The sequence below is a fragment of the Variovorax sp. V213 genome (genome assembly GCF_041154455.1).
GTDB lineage: Bacteria > Pseudomonadota > Gammaproteobacteria > Burkholderiales > Burkholderiaceae_C > Variovorax.
In genome coordinates, this window is sequence record NZ_AP028664.1 from 2,851,806 (window position 1) to 2,872,110 (window position 20,305).

Here is a 20,305-nt window from a genome sequence, read left to right on the forward strand (position 1 = left end):
GGGTTGTGCCCGGCGGGCTATAGCGTCACGACAACCTTGCCGAAGTGCGACCCGTTTTGCATGTGCTTGAACGCCGCGACCGCATCGGAAATGTGTCTAGTGCTGTCGATGACGGGACGGATGTTATTGGCAGCAATGGCCCTGTTCATCGCCTCGAAGCGTGCACGCGAACCGACTGCGATGCCCTGCACCCGAACTACAGGTCCGATGAGTTGTCGCAGCTGGATGGTTGCGTTGTAGCCAGCCACAAAGCCCACCACGGCGACGAAGCCGCCAAACGCGGTGGCGGTGAGCGATTGCGCCAGGGTAGCGCCGCCAGTCTCAACGACGAGATCGACACCTCGACCGCCGGTCACCTCTTTCACCGCATGTTCCCACTCGGGAGTCGTCCTGTAGTTGATCCCGATATCAGCGCCCAGCAGTTTCATTTTCTCAAGCTTTGCGTCGCTGGATGATGTCGCGATGACGGTCGCACCTGCAGCCTTGGCAAACTGAAGCGCGAACAAGGCGACGCCTCCGCTTCCCTGAACGAGAACGGTGTCGCCCGACTTCACATTGCCTTCGGCAAGTGCGGACCATGCGGTCAAGCCGGCTATGGGCAACGTCGACGCCTCTTCGTTGGAAAGCAGATCTGGAGCCCTGACCGCGTCCTCTGCCGGAACCACGATGTAGGTCTGCAGCACACCGTCCAGGGGCGCCCCTAAAGTGCGCGAAGATCGCTGTTGCGGAGTGGGTAGCCCGTCGTGCCATCCCTGGGTGTAGATGGGCGTCACCCGGTCCCCCACCGCGAACCTGTTGACCTCTTCACCAATCGCGACGACTGTGCCGCATGCATCCGAGGCAGGTACGAAAGGCAGCGGAAGATTGGGAATGTAGGTTCCCGTCAGCACCGCCAGATCACGATAATTGAGACTGACGGCGCGAACGCGGATCAGGATCTCGCCGCGCCTCGGTTGGGGCACAGGTCTCTCGGCCAGTTCCAGGGCGTCGAGCGAGAACCCTTTGGCTAGGAGAGCCATCATGGTCGAAGGGATGCTGGTCATTGGATTTTTCAAGGTAATTGCGAAGATGGAGGAATGAGGACGAAGAGCGGGATCGAGCTGATCGGAGCTGCAGAATCGATGCGCCTTGGACCATGAGGCTCGGCTGACGTTGCGCCGGGCGAGACGGATATCACCAGCGGAGGCATCCCCCGCCACATCAATCAGCTCCAGATTTGGTGGTACTCGTGACTGAGAATGGGATAAATGCGCTCTGTGAAATTCGGCAGGTCGGCGAGCAGCGTCTTTCCTTCTGGGCTCGCCAACGAAGCCACGAGCGCCTCTTCGGAGTCGAACCACAGTTCCGAAAAGCCGTCGTAGCCGAATTCCGGAAAGCGTTCACGATCAACGAGATTCACCGAATACCGACGCATGTTGGGTAGCTTCTTGCACAGTTCGGCATGAACATGGAACCAGTGCTGAACAAATTCTTCGTGTGACATGCTTGCCTTCTTGACGACGAGTCCGAGGCGTTTGACACAGTTGGGTTTCATGGATAACTCCAGCGCCTGCCGATGTAGGGCCTGCGAAAAATGGAACTTAGAGGACGCTCTGTAATCAGCGAATTACAAGGCACAGCCCTCCGATTCGCGCCTACTTGCTCGACGCGTCATTCGAGATCGGGATACTAGGCACAGGGGACGAATCCGAACATCAGTTTCTGGACAACAGAGACTTTCGGAATGTCGAACTCAGTAGAAACCCTGCCCCGCTTTGTCGCAAGTTTTGGCGTTCCGATGCGTCCGGAGCCAACTCTCCTCCACACTTTCGCTCACCAAGGCAATCGACAAAGTAGATGAGGTTGTGCATCGAACACAAGACCGTGGCGGCCATCGGAACTAGTGCCCCGCCCTCTCCGCGGCAGAGTCCCAACGGCGTCAGGACTTGCGCCGCCTCGACAGGCACGCTACGAGCTCGTCTCGATAGAAATTAGGCTCCCGCAACTTTCGCAGGCCCACGTTCAGTTCACGATGGGCCCAAGGCTCGGCCAAGGTAATCAACTTCACCCGCTCTCCTGCGTCGCCGGATACCGCAGAGCGCGGCACAAGGCCGATGCCGGCACCACTGCCGACAAGCTTGCAAACGGCTTCGTAGCCTGCCAGCTGAACGCGGAGATCCAATCTGCCACCGATGTCTCCGGCGTGTCGGACGAGAAACGTATGCAGCGCAGCGCCTTGCAAAAGGCTGATGAAGGGAAACTCAAGGCATTCGGAAAAGCGAACGGCGCGTTTCCTGCTTAGCGCGTGGCCGCGCGGAACTGCAAGGACGAGTTCGTCCACTCGATAGGGAAGGTACTCAAGGAGGGGGTGCTTCTCCTCCACGGCCATCACCCCTACGTCAGCCCTTCCCTCAACCAATGCCGCCACGATAGTCCCACTATTTCTCTCTTCCAAGCTCACCCGTACCGAAGGATGCTCGTTGAAAAAATAGGCCAGATCATCTGGTAAGAAGGAGTTGATCGCGTTGGTGTTCGCGAAGAGGATGACACGCCCCGTGACACCCTGCGCAAACGGCGACAGGTCGGCGTGCATTTGCTCCAATTGCGCAAGCAGACGGCGTGCGTGCTCTGCCAGGACTACACCGGCTGGCGTGGAACTAACACCTCTTGCGTTGCGCTGCAGCAGTCGCGTGCCGACCGCCTCCTCAAGCGTCCGGATTCGGGCGCTGACTGAGGACGGGGCCAAGTTGCAGCGTACTGCCCCCCGGGACAAATTCCCCTCATCCAGTACGGCCAGGAACACCCGCAGATCGACGAGGTCGTAGTGCATGCAGGCATTCTGCCATCCAGCGTTCGGCTCTGCCGAATGCTCATTTCGGCAGATGTCGCTTGGGGCGTGAGGAGGTGAGCACTAGAGTGGAACCATGAAGATCAATCGAATCGAAGTGTTTGCACTCCGAGCACCTCCTCAGGAGCGCCCCCATTGGACCAGCCATTTCATCGTGCCTACCGCCAACGAGATTCTGGTACGGCTCTATACCGATGAGGGAATCGATGGTTTCGGCCTCGCCACCAGCTACACCCCAATCGACTATGCGATCAAGGCCTTCAAAACGGGGATCGCCGATCAGATCCTCGGCGAAGACGCGCTGGCCCCGGAACGGCTGTATCAAAAGCTTTTTCGACTGACGACAAGCAAGACCGCCAACGAGAAGGGATGGTCTCGCGAGGCGCTCGTTCGCATCAGCGCGGCCGTGGATATCGCCTGTTGGGACATCGTGGGCAAAGCCGCAAAGATGCCCTTGTTCCGGATTTTTGGCGGATATCGCGATGAAGTTCCCGCGTATGTGACCTGTGGCTACTACCGGGATGGCAAGGATAACCAAGAGCTGCGCGACGAAGTCTTGATGCTCAAGGAGCAGGGCCACACGGGCTTCAAGGTAAAGGCCGGTGGCCTGCCTCTGGGTGAAGACATCGAACGCATGGCTGTGATGCGAGAGGCGATCGGTTCCGAAGCACTTTTCATGGTCGATCCGAATCGTGCCTGGGATCTGGCAACGGCGATCGAAGGCGCCAGGTTGCTGGAGCCCTTGAATCCTCGATGGCTTGAAGAGCCAATTCGATGGGAGGATGACCGCAGAGGCCTCAAGCTGCTGGCTCAGAAGACTCGAATCCCGTTGTCTGGCGGAGAAAGTGAGGTCACCAGCTATGGCTGTCGCGCCATGCTGGAAGAACACGCAATCCAAATTCTGCAGTTCGATTGCACCATGATGGGTGGGTTCACCGAAGGCAGAAAGCTGGCAGGCCTGTGTGAGCTGAATCACGTGCAGGTAGCGCCTCATCATGATTGCTTCATTCACGCGCATATCGTCGCGGCCAGTCCCGCTGGCTACATCGTGGAGGCTTTCACCGATCCCGAGCGCGACCCTCTACAGGCTGAGCTGTTCGAAGACGCGCCGAAGATTGTCAACGGCCGCCTCAAACTCAAAGAGCAGCCTGGGCTGGGCCTCACCTTGTCGGAAAGCGCAATTCGAAAATTCGGCGAGCGAGTGATGTGATGAGCGCCTGCTTCGCAATCCATCCAATGCCGACCGTACTGGATGCTCGGACGGTCGATCAACTAGGTCATTACGAGGCCTCCCAGCTGGCAGATTGCATGGGGAAGCCGCAGGCAGCGGGGTCACATCTGGTTGGGCGGCACGATGGAACACGCCTCGTCGGATGCGCGCTCACGGTCCGAACAAGATCGGGGGACCACCTGATGGTTCAGAAGGCAATCGACCTGGCACGCCCGGGCGATGTCATCGTGGTCGATGGCGGAGGCTTCGCTGAACAAGCCCTCGTTGGCGAGATCATGGTCACACTGGCAGCAAAGAGGGGTATCGCGGGATTTGTGATCGATGGTGCAGTCCGGGATCTGCGGTTCCTGCGAGACCAATCGTTGCCCGTCTACTCAACTGCCGTGTGTCTTCGCGGGCCCAGCCGCGTTGGACCTGGTGAGATCAACGTAGGCATATCTGTCGCCGGTATGCAGGTTCAAGCCGGAGACATCGTCGTCGCAGATGTCGATGGGGTGGTAGCCATACCCCGGAACGACGTCCCCGCCGTTCTGCGGGCAGCCGAGGCGCTGAGCCGCAAGGAATGCGCGACGTTGCTGGCCGTCCAAAGCGGTGATGTTGACCGCGATTGGATCGATGCAGCCTTGCACACAGGGGGCTGCCACTTCATCTCCGGCAGCTGAGTGGATCTGTCCGCAAAGTAAATTGAAGGAGACCAGAATGAAGAGACTGATGCAAGCGATCGCCCTGGTGTGCATTGTGGGCGCCCCCCTCACAGCCCTGGCGCAGTCAGCCCAGCCATACCCAAGCCGGCCGATCAAGATCATCGTTCCGTTCCCACCGGGCGGGACCACAGACATGCTCGCGCGCATTGTTGGACAGCAGATGTCGACTGCGTGGGGCCAACCTGTCCTGATTGAGAACAAGGCCGGGGGAGGCGCGACGATCGGTGCTGACATGGTCGCCAAGTCGCCTGCGGATGGTTATACCCTGCTGATGGGCGCTGCGCATCACACGATCGCACAGAACGTATATACAAAGCTGCCGTATCACTTCGGCAAAGACTTCGCCCCCATCAGCGTCATCGCGATGGTTCCGAATGTGGTCGTCGTGAACGCCAACGTCCCTGCTCAGACAATCCAAGAGTTTGTTGCATTGGCAAAGTCGCAACCGGGCAAGTTGAACTATGGAACAGCCGGTGCCGGGACTGCACATCACATGCTGGGTGAGATGTTCAAACTGAGGACAGATGTTGATCTGGTTCACGTTCCCTACAAGGGAAGTGCGCCGGCAGTGGCTGATCTTGTCGGGGGTCAGATTCAGGTGATGTTCGATACCGTGACATCGGCGCTGCCTCAAATCAAAGCCGGAAAGACCCGTGCGCTGGCGGTAACCACTTCAGAACGATCCACCGCATTGAAAAATGTTCCCGCGCTAGCCGAAACGGTCATTCCGGGCTTCAACGCCGGGACTTGGTTTGGGCTCTTGGCTCCTTCCGGTACTCCGCCTGCAATCATTAAGAAGATCAGCGAAGAGATCCAAAGAACGGTGAGATCTCCCGGTGTGCGTAAACAGTTGCTCGAGATGGGCGCCGAACCGGTTGGCGGCTCGTCGGAGGAGATGAATTCCCAGATCCAATCTGAACTCGCAACCTATGGCGCGGTGGCCAAGCAGATCAAGCTGCATGTTGAATAGCCTGAATCCATCCGCATCGAAGCCTAGCAGGCATCAACCGTGCGAAGCACGCATTCCGCATCGCTGCCTAGAACGGGACATGCGGTAGGACTATCGGCCATGGCACATTCAAGGTCGTCGCCTTTCCAGAACAGCTCACCTTCGCTGCGTAGCTCGAAGCCCTCACGTACAAAAACGCGACCTTAGTTCGACCCGAAATTTATGCTTCCCGACATAGATTCGCTCGCCCTCTTCGTCAAAGCGGCTGAGCTTCGCAGCTTGACGCGAGCGGCGGAGTCCTCGCACATGGGGTTGGCCGCGGCCAGTCGCCGGATCTCTCTGCTGGAGCATCGTCTCAAGTGCTCATTGTTCGAACGCTCACCAAAGGGTGTCGAGCTGACCCCTGCAGGCGCGACTCTGTTGGTTCACGCGAAAGCGATGCTTCTCCAACTGAACCAGATGCAGGCAGATATGGATGACCATGGAGCTGGGCGGCGGGGTCAGCTCCGGGTATGGGCGAACACTTCGACCATGACGGAGTTTGTGCCTGGCGATCTTGCGCGATTCGCGAAGCTCAATCCGGATGTGCTGTTGATCCTGGAAGAGCGCTGGAGCGCTCAAATCGTTGCCGCGCTCTTGGCTGGTGAAGCAGACGTTGGCATCATCGTGGAAGGGGTGGCAACTGACGGTCTCGAAGTCTTCCCCTATCGCACCGATCGGCTAGCGGTGATCGTTCCGCAGGATCACCCGCTTGCCTCGAACGAAGCAGTAGATTTCGTCGACGTGCTCGACTACGACCTGATTGCGCTCGAAAGCGGGTCATCAATGATGCGCTTGCTCGCTGAGCAAGCGGTCCACCTTGAAAAGGGATTGCGACTGCGCGTGCAAGTGCGGGGCTTCGAGGTTGTCTGCCGCGTGGTTCAGTCAGGATTGGGTGTAGGCCTACTTCCGTATCAGGCAGCTAGCGTCATGAGCCAAAGCATGGGTTTGACCGTTCGACCACTCACGGATGAATGGGCGGTCCGGCAAATGCTGACCTGCATCAAAAAGGACCGTCCGCGCTCGATCTCCCTCACGCGGCTGCTGGAGGTGCTTACCAATGCGAAGGCTTCGGCCGACCTAGGGAACGTCTGATCAAGTCGTAAATTGGCTTGTCGGCGAAGGTTCGTGGTTGGGCCGTTGCGCTCGCAGGCTCGTCTCACCGAGGATCCCATGCGTTTGAGAGCCCCCGTGGCCCCTTCACGTTGCCTGCGGGCGCACCTGCACCATCATCGCAATCAGTTTCCTTCTGGCCATCCACAGGTTCGACAGCGCAAACAGCGTGATCACATGCGCCGTGTTCTTGGCCAGCCCCTTGAACCTCACCTTCGCCAGGCCGAACTGCCGCTTGATCACCCGGAACGGGTGCTCCACCTTCGCCCGGATGCTGGCCTTCTGGAACTCCTGCCTGCGCGCTCTGGCCTTGGCTCGGCCCTCTGGCATCTTGGCCATGTCGCTGGGGCGCCCCGCAATGTGCCATCGCACATCCTGCTTCACTCGGCTCTGTGCTCCGCGATAGCCCGAGTCTGCCCACACCGCGTTTTCTTTGCCGTGCAGCAGATCGCTCACCTGCTCCACGTCCGCCTCGTTGGCTGCAGTGGTCGCCACCGTGTGCACCAGCCCCGAATCTGCGTCCACACCGATGTGAGCCTTCATCCCGAAGTGCCACTGGTTACCCTTCTTCGTTTGGTGCATCTCAGGGTCTCGCTCGCCGCTCTCGTTCTTGGTCGAACTGGGCGCCGCGATGATCGTGGCGTCAACGATGGAGCCGCGCTTCAGCAGCAGACCCTTCTTGGCCAGGTGGGCGTTGACCTGCTTGAAGATGTCCTCGGCCAGATCACTGGCCTCCAGCAGGTGACGGAAGTTCAGGATCGTCGTCTCGTCGGGAATCGACTCCAGCCCCAGCCCCGCGAACGTGCGCAGCGAGGCGATCTCGTAAAGTGCCTCCTCCATCGCCGGATCGCTCAGCGCGAACCAGTTCTGCATCAAGTGCACGCGAAGCATCGCTTCGAGCGGATACGGCCGGCGCCCACGTCCTGCCACCGGGTAGTGCGGTTCGATGACTTTGAGCAGTGCCCTCCAGGGCACCACCAGTTCCATCTCGGCAAGGAAAATCTCCCGGCGCGTCTTCTTCCTCTTACCCGCGTGCTCAGCATCCGAAAAACTGATCTGGCTCATCGTTGGCGATCCTTCAGCATCCGTGATCAACGTTCAGATTGGCCATCCGTGGACTTGATCAGACGTTCCCTAGCGAACACGCGACAAGCGCCGAGCACTGCCCAGGATTCGCTCGGCCTTCAGAATGACGGGGCGGTCCACCATTTTTCCGGCGATTGCGATCGCTGCGCCATGTGAGTTTGCGATGGCCTGAACCACCTCTTCAGCCCATTTGATGTCGTCGGGACTGGGCGCGAAACACCGATTCACTTCATCCAGCTGCGAGGGGTGGATACACAGCTTGCCTCCGAAGCCAATCCGTTTTGACCGCGCGGTGTCGGCGCTCAAGACCGCGATGTCACCGATTGCGGGCGTGACCCCATCCACAGGCGCCTGTATGCCCGCCAGACGCGACTCGAGAACCAGCCGTGAACGAAAGTACAGAAGTGCGTCGTCATCCCCGGTGAGACCCATGTCGACCTGAAAGTCCAAGGTACCGAACGCCAGGCGTTCGACACAACGGGTCGTTGCTAGCTCACTCGCTCGCTGAAAACCTACAGCGGTCTCGACGATCGGAAGAAGCCGCTTGCCATGAGTCGCGCAAGCCGAGACGAGTCCCGAATCCAGAACTTCAGCCTTTGGCACCATCAGCCCCAGGACGCCGGGATTCGTCAGAAGTTCCAAATCGTCCTCGTACCAGGCGGTCTCCACAGCGTTGATCCGCACGAAGACAGGTCTCGAAGGATTGAGCCAAGCACTGACGTCAGCGCGCGCGTGAACCTTGCGCTCGACACCGACGGCATCCTCGAGATCGAGGATGACCTCGTCGGCCGCGCTTGCCCAAGCCTTGTCAAAGCGATCAGGACGGTCGCCGGGCACAAAAAGGAAAGAGCGGGCCGCTGCGGCAGATGGTGCGGTGGTTGGCGATAGTCTTGTTGTCATCGCCGGATGATTTCATGACGCGCACTGGCGCGGAATTCCACTTTCGCGAAGACCGGCTTCGAATTCTGCAAGCACGGGTTACTCCGAACGTCGATTCTTGGCAAGTCCCGCTTGCCCAAATCCCGATGGCCGAGCGTCCGCCCCCTTCGCAGAATGCGATCACCAAGCGGTGCACGCTGCGCGCCGCTTGAATCGACGAAAGGCACTTCAGCATGACGCGTCCCCTGGATGGAATAACCGTTATCTCGCTAGAACATGCAATTGCTGCGCCGTACTGCACGCGGCAATTGGCAGACCTCGGCGCCCGTGTGATCAAGATCGAACGCCCTGGTGTCGGCGATTTCGCACGTGCCTATGACCAGCGCGTTGACGGAGAAGCTTCACACTTCGTTTGGGTCAATCGGTCCAAGGAGAGCTTGACACTCGATCTGAAGCAACCGACAGCGCTCGCGATCCTTATGGAGCTCATTGCCGGCGCCGACGTTCTGATTCAGAACCTTGCGCCAGGGGCTGCCGCACGAATGGGACTCGGCGGTGAAGCTCTGCAGGCGCGGCATCCGGCGCTTATCGTCTGCGACATTTCGGGCTATGGCGCGGACGGCCCCTACAGGGACAAGAAGGCATATGACTTGTTGATCCAAAGTGAGGCGGGGTTTCTCTCGGTCACTGGAACGCCGGAAGCACCCTGCAAGTCTGGCAACTCGATCGCGGATATTGCCGCGGGCATGTACGCCTACACCGCGATCCTCGCCGCTCTCCTGCAGCGCGGCAAAACGGGGAAGGGATCGCATATTGACGTATCGATGCTGGAATCCCTGGCCGAATGGATGGGTTTCCCGATGTATTACGCGTACGACGGAGCCACGCCTCCCCCGCGAAGCGCGGCCTCTCACGCCACTATCTATCCATACGGCCCATTTCCCGTCGGGGATGGCGGCACGGTGATGCTTGGCCTCCAGAACGAGCGCGAGTGGCGGGTGTTCTGCGAACGGGTGCTTTTGTCAACCGCGCTCGCGAGCGATGCTCGCTTCGACGCGAATGCAAAGCGAAATAGCAATCGCGAGACGCTCCGATCGATGATCGTAGAGGTCTTTAGCACTTTGAACACTTCGCAGGTCCTTGAGCGTCTCGATGCCGCACAAATTGCCAACGCACGCATGAACGACATGGCCGGCTTGTGGGCTCACCCGCAACTCGCAGCTCGCGATCGTTGGCGTGACGTTGGCTCACCCGCAGGTCCGATACCTGCCTTGCTGCCCCCCGGCAGGCAAAGTGCTTTTGAGTATTGCATGGGCGCGGTGCCCACGATTGGAGAGCACACCGAGGTGATATTGAGGTCGCTTGGTCGAAGCGCCGATGACATAGCAGCGCTGCGTGTCGCTGAAGCAATCTAAGTGGCCCCACGAGTTCCGCCACCGACTGCGTCCTCGGCACCTTCTCCACGCGACCGCGTTCCACTGCGCAAGGCTTCTCAGATGGACCACCCCGGGCGTACCAGCCCCACACAGGGATTCCGATGGACGAACGACAACTAAAATACTTTCTGGTGACCTCGGAGATGGGATCGGTGACCAGTGCGGCGGACAAGCTCGATATTGCTCAGCCCTCTCTAAGCCAGATGCTGCTGCGACTGGAAGAGGAGCTTGGCACAAAGCTGTTCATGCGAACGTCGCGTGGCGTGGTCATGACAGAGACAGGTCAAGTGTTCCGCGAACATGCCTTGAAAATTCTCTCAGACATGCGGCGCGTCCGTGACGAGATCAGGCTCGAGGACACCTTTGAGCGCTGCGAGGTGACGGTTGGGCTTCCGAGTTCATTGGCCACCCTCATCGGATCACGCCTCGTGAGTGAGTTCCAGAGAGTTGCTCCGGGAGCCAAGCTGACACTCGTGGAAGCAATGTCTGGGCACATCCGAGAATGGTTGACTCGGGGCGAGCTCGATGTAGGAGCGCTCTATAGCGCGCAGGATTGCTGTCATCTCTCTTTGCAGCAGATAGCTGTAGAGGAGCTGTTCCTCGTTGGAGAGTCCGGTGCCTTTGGTGATGTTGACAACGACGGTCTGGCAATTGATTCCATCGATATTCTCGAGCTGAATCGCTTTCCTTTGATACTTCCAACAGCCCATCATGGGTTAAGACGGCTCGTGGATCAAAAGATCAAGCGTCTGGAAGGAAAAATCAACGTTCGCTTCGAGATCGACTCCCTGACACTGATTAAATCACTCGTCCGGGATGGACATGGGTATTCCATGTTGGCCCACGCCGCCATTTCTGAAGAGCTCAAGCGAGGGCAAATGTCGGCGGCGCGGATTGTGAAGCCGATTTTTCGGAGGGGGGTGTTTGTGGCAAGAAACCCCTTGCAGGTCGTGACAAGGGCATCTGTGAAGATGGCGGAGGCTATAACCAACGTTTCCTGGAAGCTCATCCAGGACGGTGAATGGCTGGCCACTCGGGTCAAACCCCCAGCATCTGAGCCATTTATCCAGGAGACAGAGCCTGCCCGGCTCTAGTCGGCTGATGCTCAAGCGCTCCGGGGAAGAACCAAAGGCGACACGCTCTGTGGAGGTCCTTGGGGCACTCGCTGCTAACGAGCGCAGTGTCGATCCGTGCTTCGCCCAGGAGCATTGCTGCACATTGCACGACGGTTGGGCGCGTCAATTTGCACAGTAGCCGTGCGGGACGGACCGCGGCGAAAGGCGGAATGTGGTCGAGGTTGTGTCAACCATCGCGAACAAGCCGGTCATCGCGTCCGTGATCCATTGCGGTGAGGCCGCGGACAGGCGGCCTTCAACGGCGTTCTTTGGGTTCCCTCCATCGTTGGTGGAGGGGCCTGTCTCACTTCCGATCAAACCAGACGGTCTGCGCGTTCATGAATTCCTGAACGCCGAAATGCGAAAGCTCTCGACCGTAACCGCTCTTCTTCACGCCGCCGATCGGAACTCGAGGGTCGGAAGCCGAGAAGCCGTTGACGAAGAGTCCGCCAGTCTCGACGCGCCGTGCCAGGTCTCTGGCAAGTCCCTTGTTCCGTGTCCAGATCGCGCCGCTGAGACCAAACTCGCTATTGTTGGCAAGGTCGATTGCTTCGTCGACTCCCTTAGCCACGATCAGCGATGCAGCCGGACCAAACGTCTCTTGGTCGAACGTTGCCATGCCGGGCTTGACGTTTCCGAGCACGGTGGGGGCATAGAAGTTTCCATCGCCTGGGATCTTCGATGCACCGAGGAGAACCCGCGCCCCTGCTTCGACGCTTCGCTGCACCTGGGTATCCAGTTCGTCACGCAGATCGTGGCGCGCCATGGGGCCGATGTAGGTATCCTCGCTCTGCGGATCACCGACGCGAAGCGCCGCCACGGCTTGGACAAAACGCTCGGTGAACTCCTCAGCGATCGGAGCGTCAAGGATGATTCGTTTGGCGGCGATGCAGATCTGACCGCTATTCTGGAAGCGGCCCACTACGGCCGCTTTGACAGCCTCTTCGAGATCGGCATCGGCGAGCACGATAAAGGGATCCGACCCTCCAAGCTCGAGCACTGTCTTCTTCAGCGCCGCTCCGGCCTGTGAAGCGATAGCGGAGCCCGCACGCACGCTGCCCGTCACGGCAACGGCAGCGATGCGATTGTCTACGATCGCCTTGGAGACCAAATCGTTGGTGATATTGACGACGGAGAACGCGCCCTTGGGGAGCCCCGCCTCGAGCCAGGCCGCCTCTGTGAGATAAGCGCAGCCCATCACATTCGGCGCGTGTTTGAGCACGTAGGCGTTGCCGCCAAGCAAGATGGGTACGGCCCCGCGCAGGATCTGCCAGTACGGAAAGTTCCACGGCATGATGGCAAGCACGGGGCCAAGCGGCAAGAACGACACGTAGGCCTGTTCACCGACACTGGTCGGCTTGTCGGCGAGAAGGTCAGCGCCGTTCTCCGCATACCAGTCGCACAGGATCGCGCATTTTTCCACCTCTGCACGCGCCTGCACGATGGGTTTGCCCATCTCTTTCGTCGCCATCATGCCCAAGGCCTCAACATCGCGGCGCAAGATTTCAGCCATGCGCCTCAGTACCCCCAATCGCGCTGAAACGGCCATGCTCGACCACGTTTTGTAGCCCTGAGTCGCTGTGGTCAATGAGCGTTCAAGGCTTGTCGCCGACTCATAAGGGTATTTCGCGAACACCTCGCCATTCGCAGGATTGGTAGACAGCGCGGTGTCGGTTTGCAGGACCACTTGATTCACTTGGCTTCCTTTGAGAGTTTCGAGTTCGCTGCGGTGTCGAGAAGGCTCACCGGAGGGAACGCGCAAAGCCATGAATGCTAGGGATCGTTCGTTCGCCCGAATATCAGTTTCTCGACAACATCGGCTTTCAGATCATCGAAGTCAGGGAAAACCCAGGGGCCTAGGGCACTTGGCCTATCTTCGGTTCAAACAAGGGAGGCTTGACGAACTTCGACTTCCAGCGCTTCCCACCCTGAGGCAGGATGGTGAGAGCAAAGGAGCAAACGCAACCCATGAACCATAGCTCGCCATCGGAGGGACTCGTCCACATAGAAGGCTATGGTGCTGCACGCCCGTTCCGCGGTGCGCACGTAGAGCGTACCGACGTCTCGCGCACTGCTGTTCGGTTTCGAAGAGCCGAAGGAGGGGGAGCGTCGAAGGTCTTGCCAAACTTGCGCGAAGCGATTCGAGCTGCCGGGCTGAAGAGCGGGGATACGATCTCGTTCCATCATCACCTTCGAAACGGCGACGCGGTCCTCAATATCGTGATCGCCGAGGCCGCGGCAATGGGACTGCGCGATCTCACCGTGGCTGCAAGTTCGCTGTTCGCGGTCCATGCGCCACTGGTGGACCACATTCAGCGAGGCATCGTCTCGCGCATCTACACGGCGTACATGACCGGACCGGTGGCTGATGCAATCTCGAGCGGGATTCTTCGCACGCCAGTTGTCATGCAAACCCATGGGGGGCGCGCCCGCGCCATCGAGTCGGGCGAGTTGCACATCGATGTGGCTTTCATCGCGGCCCCAGCAGCCGATGACTACGGCAATCTCAGTGGAACCCAAGGAAGAGCGGCATGTGGTCCATTGGGCTATGCGGTCGTCGACGCGCAATACGCAAGCTGCGTGATTGCGGTGACCGATCAGCTCGTTGCATATCCATGCGGTTCGATTGACATAACCCAGGAGTTCGTCGACTTTGTGGTCGACGTGGACTCCATTGGGGATCCCAACGGAATTCTTTCGGGTACGACGCGTCCGACGACAGACCCGGTCGGCCTGGAGATCGCGAGGCAAGCCTCATCAGTCATCGAAGCATCGGGCTACCTGGTGGACGACTTCTCGTTCCAAACAGGGGCAGGCGGGGTCTCCCTGGCTGTCGCCGCTGAGGTGGGAAAGTCTATGCGCCGGCGTGGTGTGCGAGGAAGCTTCGCTGCGGGCGGAGTAACAGGCTATCTCGTGGACATGCTGGAACAAGGCCTGTTCCGAAACCTTTTCGATGTGCAGTGCTTTGACCTGAAGGCCGTTCAGTCGTACCGGGACGATAGCCGGCACCTGGCGATGTCGGCGTCGATGTATGCGAACCCCAACAATCGAGGCGCCGTTGCCAATCGGCTGGATGCGATGATCCTCGGGGCAGCGGAGATCGACCGGAACTTCAACGTGAACGTGACGACCGGGAGCTCAGGGAATATATTGGGTGGGTCAGGAGGGCATGCGGACACGGCAGCAGGCTCCAAACTGTCGATCGTTACGACCCGCCTGACCGCTCGGGGCGGTCCCAAGGTGGTCCAAAAGGTGCGATGTATTACGACACCCGGAGAGACCGTTGACGTCGTTGTGACCGAATTCGGTATTGCCGTCAACCCACGGCGCGGTGAACTCGAGCATCGCCTCCGCGGTGCGGGGCTCATGCTGAAGTCGATCGATACCTTGTGCGCAGAGGCCGCCCGCTTGGCACCGGTGGTGCCGTCTGCACCTGCAGACGGGCGAATCGTTGGCGTCGTCGAGTATCGCGACGGCACCGTGATAGACGTCTTGCGGATGGTGGCGTGAGACGCTTCATCGAGACAACTACACGGACTGTGCCGGTGCCGCGACATTTCTACAAGGTCAGGATGGTGCAGCCCGTGGTTTTGCGGGCTTCCAGATCGCGGTGCGCCTGCTGCACGTCGGTCAAGGCATAGCGCTGGCCGATCGGGATTTTGACGGCGCCGCTCTGCACCACTTCAAACAAATCATCGGCCATGGCTTGCACGTTCTCACGGCCAGAGGCATGCGAGAACAAGGTCGGCCGGGTCACGTAGTACGAACCTTTTGCCAACATTCCGAGATTGAAGGCCGGCACCGGACCTGAGCCGTTGCCGAAGACGGTGAGCAGACCGAAGGGCTGCAGGCAGGCCAGCGAGCCTTCAAAGGTGTCTTTGCCGACGGAGTCATAGGCCACCTTCACGCCCTTTCCACCGGTGATCTCTTTCACGCGCTCAGCGAAGTTCTCATTGCCGTAGTTGATGGCATGCGCGGCGCCATGCGCAAGAGCTGTCTGGCACTTGGCATCGCTGCCAGCGGTGCCGATGAGCTGGAGACCCATAGCCTTGGCCCATTGGCATGCGATCAGACCCACGCCACCTGCGGCAGCATGGAACAGGACAAAGTCGCCGGGCTGCAGGCCTCCGACGGGTAATGTCTTCTTCAGCAGGTACTGCGCTGTGAGACCCTTAAGCATCATCGCAGCGCCGGTCTCGAACGAGATCGCGTCCGGCAGCTTGCAAACGAGCTTGGCCGGCATCACGCGCGCTTCGCAGTACGCGCCGGGCGGCTGGCTCGCGTACGCGGCGCGGTCGCCGGCCTGGAGGTGAGAGACGCCCTCCCCCACCGCCTCGACGATTCCGGACGCTTCCATGCCGAGTTGCAATGGCATGGGGAATGGGTAGAGCCCACTGCGCTGGTAGGTGTCAAGGAAGTTGAGGCCCACTGCATGGTGGCGGATGCGTATTTCGCCGGGCCCCGGATCGCCGACTTCGACCTCGACGATCTTCAGTTCCTCGGGACCGCCACTGCGGTCGATGCGGACGGCTTTGCTCATGGGTCTTGATTCCTTGTGCTTAGTTGGGGATCGGCCAGACGCAAAGCGTCGAAGCTGTCACGGGCCGAGGTGACCTCATACCCTGCGCGCGAGGATCAGAGTTTGGACTCAAGCTCCGGTATCGCCTCAAACAGGTTGGCCACCAGCCCATAGTCGGCGACCTGGAAGATGGGTGCATCCGGATCACTGTTGATGGCAACAATCACCTTAGAGTCCCTCATTCCTGCTAGATGCTGGATGGCACCGGAGATACCGACAGCAATGTAGAGTTGTGGAGCGACAATCTTGCCGGTTTGGCCCACCTGTAAATCGTTCGGAGCAAAGCCACTGTCCACTGCAGCGCGCGAAGCCCCTACCGCCGCACCCATTTTGTCAGCCAGTGCTTCGACAAGCGCAAAGTTCGCTTCAGACCCAAGGCCGCGCCCGCCAGACACAACGATATTGGCCGAGGTGAGTTCTGGACGATCCGAAGTCGCCACCTTGTCCTCTACCCAAACAGAGAGCGCGTCACCGGTGGCGCCAGATACCGCTTGGAGCGAAGCCGCGCCGCCTGCTTGAACTGGAGCGAATCCGGCGGTGCGTACCGTGAAGACCTTTGGCGCATTGCCAGCGGCAACAACGGTCTGAATGGCATTCCCCGCGTAGATGGGGCGTTCGAAAGTCGAACCATCAATGACACTGATCACATCGGAAATCACCATCACGTCCAAGAGCGCAGCCACCCGCGGCAGCACGCTCTTGCAGAAGGCCGTGGATGCGCCGCAGATGTGCGAATATCCACTGGACAGTGAGACGACCAGCGCCGCAGTCGCTTCCGCCATGCCGTGGGCATAGGCAGGATTGGCCGCGATCAGCACATTGGCAACACCTGTGAGTCCCGATGCTTCGGCCGCGGCAGCCTCGCAGTCATCGCCTGCAATCAGAATATGCACCTCGCCCAACCCCTTGACCGCGGTAATTGTCTTGGCGAGGGAGTCGGTCGCCAGAGAACTGCGATTGACGTCAGCAATAACAAGAACGGTCATCTCAGAGCACGCCTTCTGATTTCAACTTCATGATCAATTCGTCAACGGATGCCACTTTGAGGCCCGGTTTGCGACCTTGCGGCTCGGCCGTCCTCACGACCGCCAAGCGTGGCGTCACATCGACGCCATAGTCGGCCGGCGTCCTGATCGCCAGCTCCTTCGATTTGGCCTTCATCACGTTCGATAGTGAGGCATAACGCGGCTCGTTCAGCCGAAGATCGGCCGTGATGATGGCGGGGAGATTGACGTTGACGATCTGCAGGCCTCCATCCACCTCACGGGTGACCTTGGCGTTGGTCCCTTCGATCGAAATTCTTGATGCGAAGGTTGCTTGCGCCCAACCGAGCAAAGCCGCAAGCATTTGACCGGTGGCGTTCATGTCGTTATCGATTGCCTGCTTACCGGTCAGCACAAGGCCTGGCTGCTCCTCCCGAACTACACATGCGAGAAGCTTGGCGACGGCCAGCGGCTCAATGTCGGTATGCACATCCGAAGCAGCTTCGATCAGGATTGCACGGTCCGCTCCCATAGCGAGTGCCGTTCGCAACGTGTCCTGTGCCTTCTTCACGCCAATGGAGACAACCACGATCTCCGTGGCCCACCCGCTTTCCTTCAGTCGGACTGCTTCTTCCACCGCAATCTCGTCGAAGGGATTCATCGACATCTTCACGTTGGCCAGGTCTACGCCAGAGCCGTCTTGTTTGACGCGGACCTTCACGTTGAAGTCGGCCACCCGCTTCACGGGAACAAGTATCTTCATTTTTCAGGACCTAATTATCTATTCCCCTGCGGGCGCTTTTCTATGAGTAGAAAAACCTCTGATTTGGCAGGACATCCGCTCGGCGTACTAGCGAGAACTTGCGATACGCTTTTGGAGCGCATCGAGCAAAACGGCTGCAAGAATGATTGCACCAGTGGCGAACTCCTGCCAAAAAATGTCGATCCTTGCCAAGTTCAAGAAATTGCGCGTCAAGGCAATCACGATCACCCCGATGATCACCCGCAGGATATTTCCCTGACCGCCGGCCAAGCTAACGCCCCCGATGACCACCGCCGCGATAACCTCGAACTCGAGACCTCGCGCCGTGTCGGCTTGAATAGAGCCAATCCGTGCAAGCAGGACGAGGCTGGCGAAAGACGCGGTCAAGCCACAAATCATCAAACAGAAGATCTTGATCTTGTTGACGTTGATGCCCGAAAGGATCGCAACATTTCGGTTGGAGCCGATCGCATAGACCTTCTTGCCAAATGCTGTATGGTTCAGCAGCACATAACCGGCCAAAATAGTAAGAATCGCGATAATAAAAGGCAACGGAACACCGAGCGGGCGAGCCAAACCAATTACTCGGAAGGCATCGGGAACCCCGGACACTACTTGACCCTCTGTCACCACGAAGGCAAGGCTGCGCGCAATCATCATCGTTCCCAAGGTGGTGATAAACGAAGGGATGCCGAATCGAGTGACCACGAATCCCGCAAACAACCCAAATGCCGGGCCGATCAGAAGAGCGAGGACAACCGTCAGAAAGATGCCGAGTTGTGGCATCAAAGTGCCTGCGATCGATGCGGTGAGTGCGACCACAGCGCCGACGCTGATGTCAAATTCTCCGTTAATCATGCAGATTGCCATGCCGGCCGCGACGATCATCGCGGGAGCCATTTGGGCCATGAGATTCTGAAAATTTACGATCGTTGCAAAGCGCGGTGAAATGAAAGACATCACGGCAACGAGAATAAACAAAACTGCAAGCGACTGGATAAATCCATAAGAGGATCGAAGCCTCTCTTGCAGATTCGACGTCGTATGCAAGGTGGTAACTGTATTGACTGCGCTGGTATTCATGGTACTGCTTTCCCGCTCACCGAGGATTGAAGAATTCTGTTGTGCTCAAGTCTCTCGCCTTTGAATTCGTCGACGATTGAGCCTCGAAACATCACAAATGCTCTGTCGCACAACTGCTCGATATCCTGGATCTCCGTCGTAAAAATGGCGACTCCTACTCCCTCTGCGGCGATCTGCTCAATGATCTTCCGAATTTCATCTTTGGACCCGACATCGATGCCTACGGTCGGGTCGTCCAGCATGAAAACTTTAGGTTTTGTCGCGAGCCATTTCGCAATCAAAACCTTTTGCTGATTTCCGCCGCTAAGTGTCCTGATCGGAACGCCCGCATTGGGTGCCGAGACTCGCAACTTCCTGATAGATTTTTCGCCAAGCGTATTGAGCTTGGATCTCGACAGCAACCCGACACCATTTCCGAAGTCCTTGAGGATCGGAAGTGTGATGTTTTCGGTCAGTGAAAACTCCGGAAGAATGCCCTCCCTGAGACGATCGTTGGTGAGAAGTGCCATCCCTTCTTTCAAGGATATCCCGGGGCTTCTAGACGTATGCTGCTTTCCCTCGATAGTGATCAAACCGCTGCTCGGCTTGAATTTATTGACACCGAACAGAGTTTTCGCAAGTTCGGTCAGACCGGAACCGGTGAGGCCGGTGAAGCCCAGAATCTCCCCCTTGTGGAGATCGAAATTGATGTCATTCAGCAGGCCAGGCACTTGCAGCCCCTTCACCGACATCAAGACTTCTTTCTTCTCCGCAACATGCCGGGCACTGCGGGCTGCCGTCTTGACGAGCTCGTGACCGAGCATCTGAGTTACCACCTCCTCTACGGTGGTCTCATCCTTGTTGAAGAGGGCAACTGTGTGCCCATCGCGCATCACACTGATCTGGTCGCAGATCCTGAAAATCTCCGACAAATAATGAGATACGAAGACGATCGTTACCCCGTGCTGCGCAAGACCCGCAACCAGATTCAAAACGACATCAACTTCCATCGCTGTCAGCGACGACGTCGGTTCATCCAGCAGAAGAATGCTTGGATTCCATGTCATCGCTTTCACGATCTGGATCATCTTCTTTAGGTCATTAGGAAGACGGCCAACCTGCATGCTGGCGTTGACTTCGATCTTGTATTGATCGATTAATTTTTGCGCCTTGCGGTTCATCTCCCTCGCAGTCAGAGTTCCCAACGGGCTGACGGGCTCGTTGTTCAGGAAAATATTCTCCGCAACAGACATGGTTTCCACCAGATTGATGTCTTGGTGGACCGTAACTACGCCTTGATGAAGGGCTTCAAACGCGGTGTTGGGCTCGTAGGGTTTTCCGTTTAAAAGGATGCACCCTGGCTCGTCGGGTTTATGGACGCCGGCAAGAATTTTCAAAATCGTACTCTTGCCCGCGCCATTTTCACCGACGAGCCCCACCACCTGCCCTTTTTGGAGGGATAGATTTCCGGCCTTAAGGGCGCGTATGCTTCCAAATGTTTTCTTTACGTCCTTACAGACAAGTACCGGTTCGCCCATA

At 58.4% G+C, this 20,305-nt stretch carries 18 protein-coding genes; 7 read left to right on the forward strand and 11 right to left on the reverse strand.

What is annotated here, in order from left to right; all coding sequences use genetic code 11:
* Positions 1-17: 17 nt before the first annotated feature.
* From ACAM55_RS13635 to ACAM55_RS13645, 3 genes are all read right to left on the reverse strand, one after another.
* On the reverse strand, positions 18-1,043 hold the full coding sequence (locus tag ACAM55_RS13635) for an NAD(P)-dependent alcohol dehydrogenase (RefSeq protein ID WP_369652083.1): 1,026 nt from the start codon (positions 1,041-1,043) through the stop codon (positions 18-20).
* A gap of 161 nt (positions 1,044-1,204) precedes the next feature.
* Positions 1,205-1,534, reverse strand: a complete 330-nt coding sequence (locus tag ACAM55_RS13640) for an EthD family reductase (protein WP_369652084.1) — start codon at positions 1,532-1,534, stop codon at positions 1,205-1,207.
* Between the two features lie 384 nt (positions 1,535-1,918).
* A complete protein-coding gene (locus tag ACAM55_RS13645) occupies positions 1,919-2,809 on the reverse strand; it encodes a LysR substrate-binding domain-containing protein (RefSeq protein ID WP_369652085.1) in 891 nt (296 codons plus the stop codon).
* A 94-nt stretch (positions 2,810-2,903) separates the two neighbouring features.
* On the opposite strand from ACAM55_RS13645, the gene ACAM55_RS13650 reads away from it, so the two are divergent.
* The 4 genes from ACAM55_RS13650 to ACAM55_RS13665 all read left to right on the forward strand — a co-directional run bounded on the left by ACAM55_RS13650 (position 2,904) and on the right by ACAM55_RS13665 (position 6,845).
* Positions 2,904-4,037, forward strand: a complete 1,134-nt coding sequence (locus ACAM55_RS13650; protein WP_369652086.1) for a mandelate racemase/muconate lactonizing enzyme family protein — start codon at positions 2,904-2,906, stop codon at positions 4,035-4,037.
* A gap of 26 nt (positions 4,038-4,063) precedes the next feature.
* Positions 4,064-4,720 (forward strand): RraA family protein, encoded by a 657-nt coding sequence (locus tag ACAM55_RS13655; protein WP_369652087.1) that lies wholly within the window; start codon positions 4,064-4,066, stop codon positions 4,718-4,720.
* Between the two features lie 37 nt (positions 4,721-4,757).
* A complete protein-coding gene (locus ACAM55_RS13660) occupies positions 4,758-5,732 on the forward strand; it encodes a tripartite tricarboxylate transporter substrate binding protein (protein ID WP_369652088.1) in 975 nt (324 codons plus the stop codon).
* Positions 5,733-5,933: 201 nt separating this feature from the next.
* Entirely contained in the window at positions 5,934-6,845 is a 912-nt protein-coding gene (locus tag ACAM55_RS13665) for a LysR family transcriptional regulator (protein WP_369652089.1), read from the forward strand.
* Positions 6,846-6,950: 105 nt separating this feature from the next.
* Here ACAM55_RS13665 and ACAM55_RS13670 read toward each other — a convergent pair whose 3' ends face one another.
* Positions 6,951-7,928: an IS5 family transposase gene (locus ACAM55_RS13670; protein WP_145762084.1), complete on the reverse strand. Its 978-nt coding sequence runs from the start codon at positions 7,926-7,928 to the stop codon at positions 6,951-6,953.
* A gap of 69 nt (positions 7,929-7,997) precedes the next feature.
* Positions 7,998-8,849: a CoA ester lyase gene (locus ACAM55_RS13675; protein ID WP_369652090.1), complete on the reverse strand. Its 852-nt coding sequence runs from the start codon at positions 8,847-8,849 to the stop codon at positions 7,998-8,000.
* Positions 8,850-9,061: 212 nt separating this feature from the next.
* Here ACAM55_RS13675 and ACAM55_RS13680 point away from each other — a divergent pair, with 212 nt between their 5' ends.
* Together ACAM55_RS13680 and ACAM55_RS13685 are read left to right on the forward strand one after the other, a co-directional pair.
* A complete protein-coding gene (locus ACAM55_RS13680; protein WP_369652091.1) occupies positions 9,062-10,243 on the forward strand; it encodes a CaiB/BaiF CoA transferase family protein in 1,182 nt (393 codons plus the stop codon).
* A 122-nt stretch (positions 10,244-10,365) separates the two neighbouring features.
* On the forward strand, positions 10,366-11,358 hold the full coding sequence (locus tag ACAM55_RS13685; RefSeq protein ID WP_093082010.1) for a LysR substrate-binding domain-containing protein: 993 nt from the start codon (positions 10,366-10,368) through the stop codon (positions 11,356-11,358).
* Positions 11,359-11,683: 325 nt separating this feature from the next.
* Here the strand turns inward: ACAM55_RS13685 and ACAM55_RS13690 are convergent, their stop codons facing one another.
* Positions 11,684-13,075: an NAD-dependent succinate-semialdehyde dehydrogenase gene (locus tag ACAM55_RS13690; RefSeq protein ID WP_369652092.1), complete on the reverse strand. Its 1,392-nt coding sequence runs from the start codon at positions 13,073-13,075 to the stop codon at positions 11,684-11,686.
* Between the two features lie 431 nt (positions 13,076-13,506).
* On the opposite strand from ACAM55_RS13690, the gene citF reads away from it, so the two are divergent.
* Complete coding sequence (gene citF, locus ACAM55_RS13695; RefSeq protein ID WP_369652093.1) at positions 13,507-14,889, forward strand: citrate lyase subunit alpha; 1,383 nt, start codon at positions 13,507-13,509, stop codon at positions 14,887-14,889.
* A gap of 49 nt (positions 14,890-14,938) precedes the next feature.
* On the opposite strand, the gene ACAM55_RS13700 is transcribed toward citF, so the two are convergent.
* The 5 genes from ACAM55_RS13700 to ACAM55_RS13720 all read right to left on the reverse strand — a co-directional run bounded on the left by ACAM55_RS13700 (position 14,939) and on the right by ACAM55_RS13720 (position 20,304).
* Positions 14,939-15,919 (reverse strand): quinone oxidoreductase, encoded by a 981-nt coding sequence (locus ACAM55_RS13700; protein ID WP_369652094.1) that lies wholly within the window; start codon positions 15,917-15,919, stop codon positions 14,939-14,941.
* A gap of 95 nt (positions 15,920-16,014) precedes the next feature.
* The gene (locus tag ACAM55_RS13705; protein ID WP_369652095.1) at positions 16,015-16,944 is read right to left on the reverse strand and encodes an electron transfer flavoprotein subunit alpha/FixB family protein; all 930 of its coding nucleotides are present in this window, start codon (positions 16,942-16,944) and stop codon (positions 16,015-16,017) included.
* 1 nt (position 16,945) lies between these two features.
* On the reverse strand, positions 16,946-17,704 hold the full coding sequence (locus tag ACAM55_RS13710; RefSeq protein ID WP_093081996.1) for an electron transfer flavoprotein subunit beta/FixA family protein: 759 nt from the start codon (positions 17,702-17,704) through the stop codon (positions 16,946-16,948).
* Positions 17,705-17,791: 87 nt separating this feature from the next.
* Positions 17,792-18,787, reverse strand: a complete 996-nt coding sequence (locus ACAM55_RS13715; RefSeq protein ID WP_093081993.1) for an ABC transporter permease — start codon at positions 18,785-18,787, stop codon at positions 17,792-17,794.
* Entirely contained in the window at positions 18,784-20,304 is a 1,521-nt protein-coding gene (locus tag ACAM55_RS13720) for a sugar ABC transporter ATP-binding protein (protein ID WP_369652096.1), read from the reverse strand. The genes ACAM55_RS13715 and ACAM55_RS13720 overlap by 4 nt, the downstream gene beginning before the upstream one ends.
* Position 20,305 lies beyond the last annotated feature (1 nt).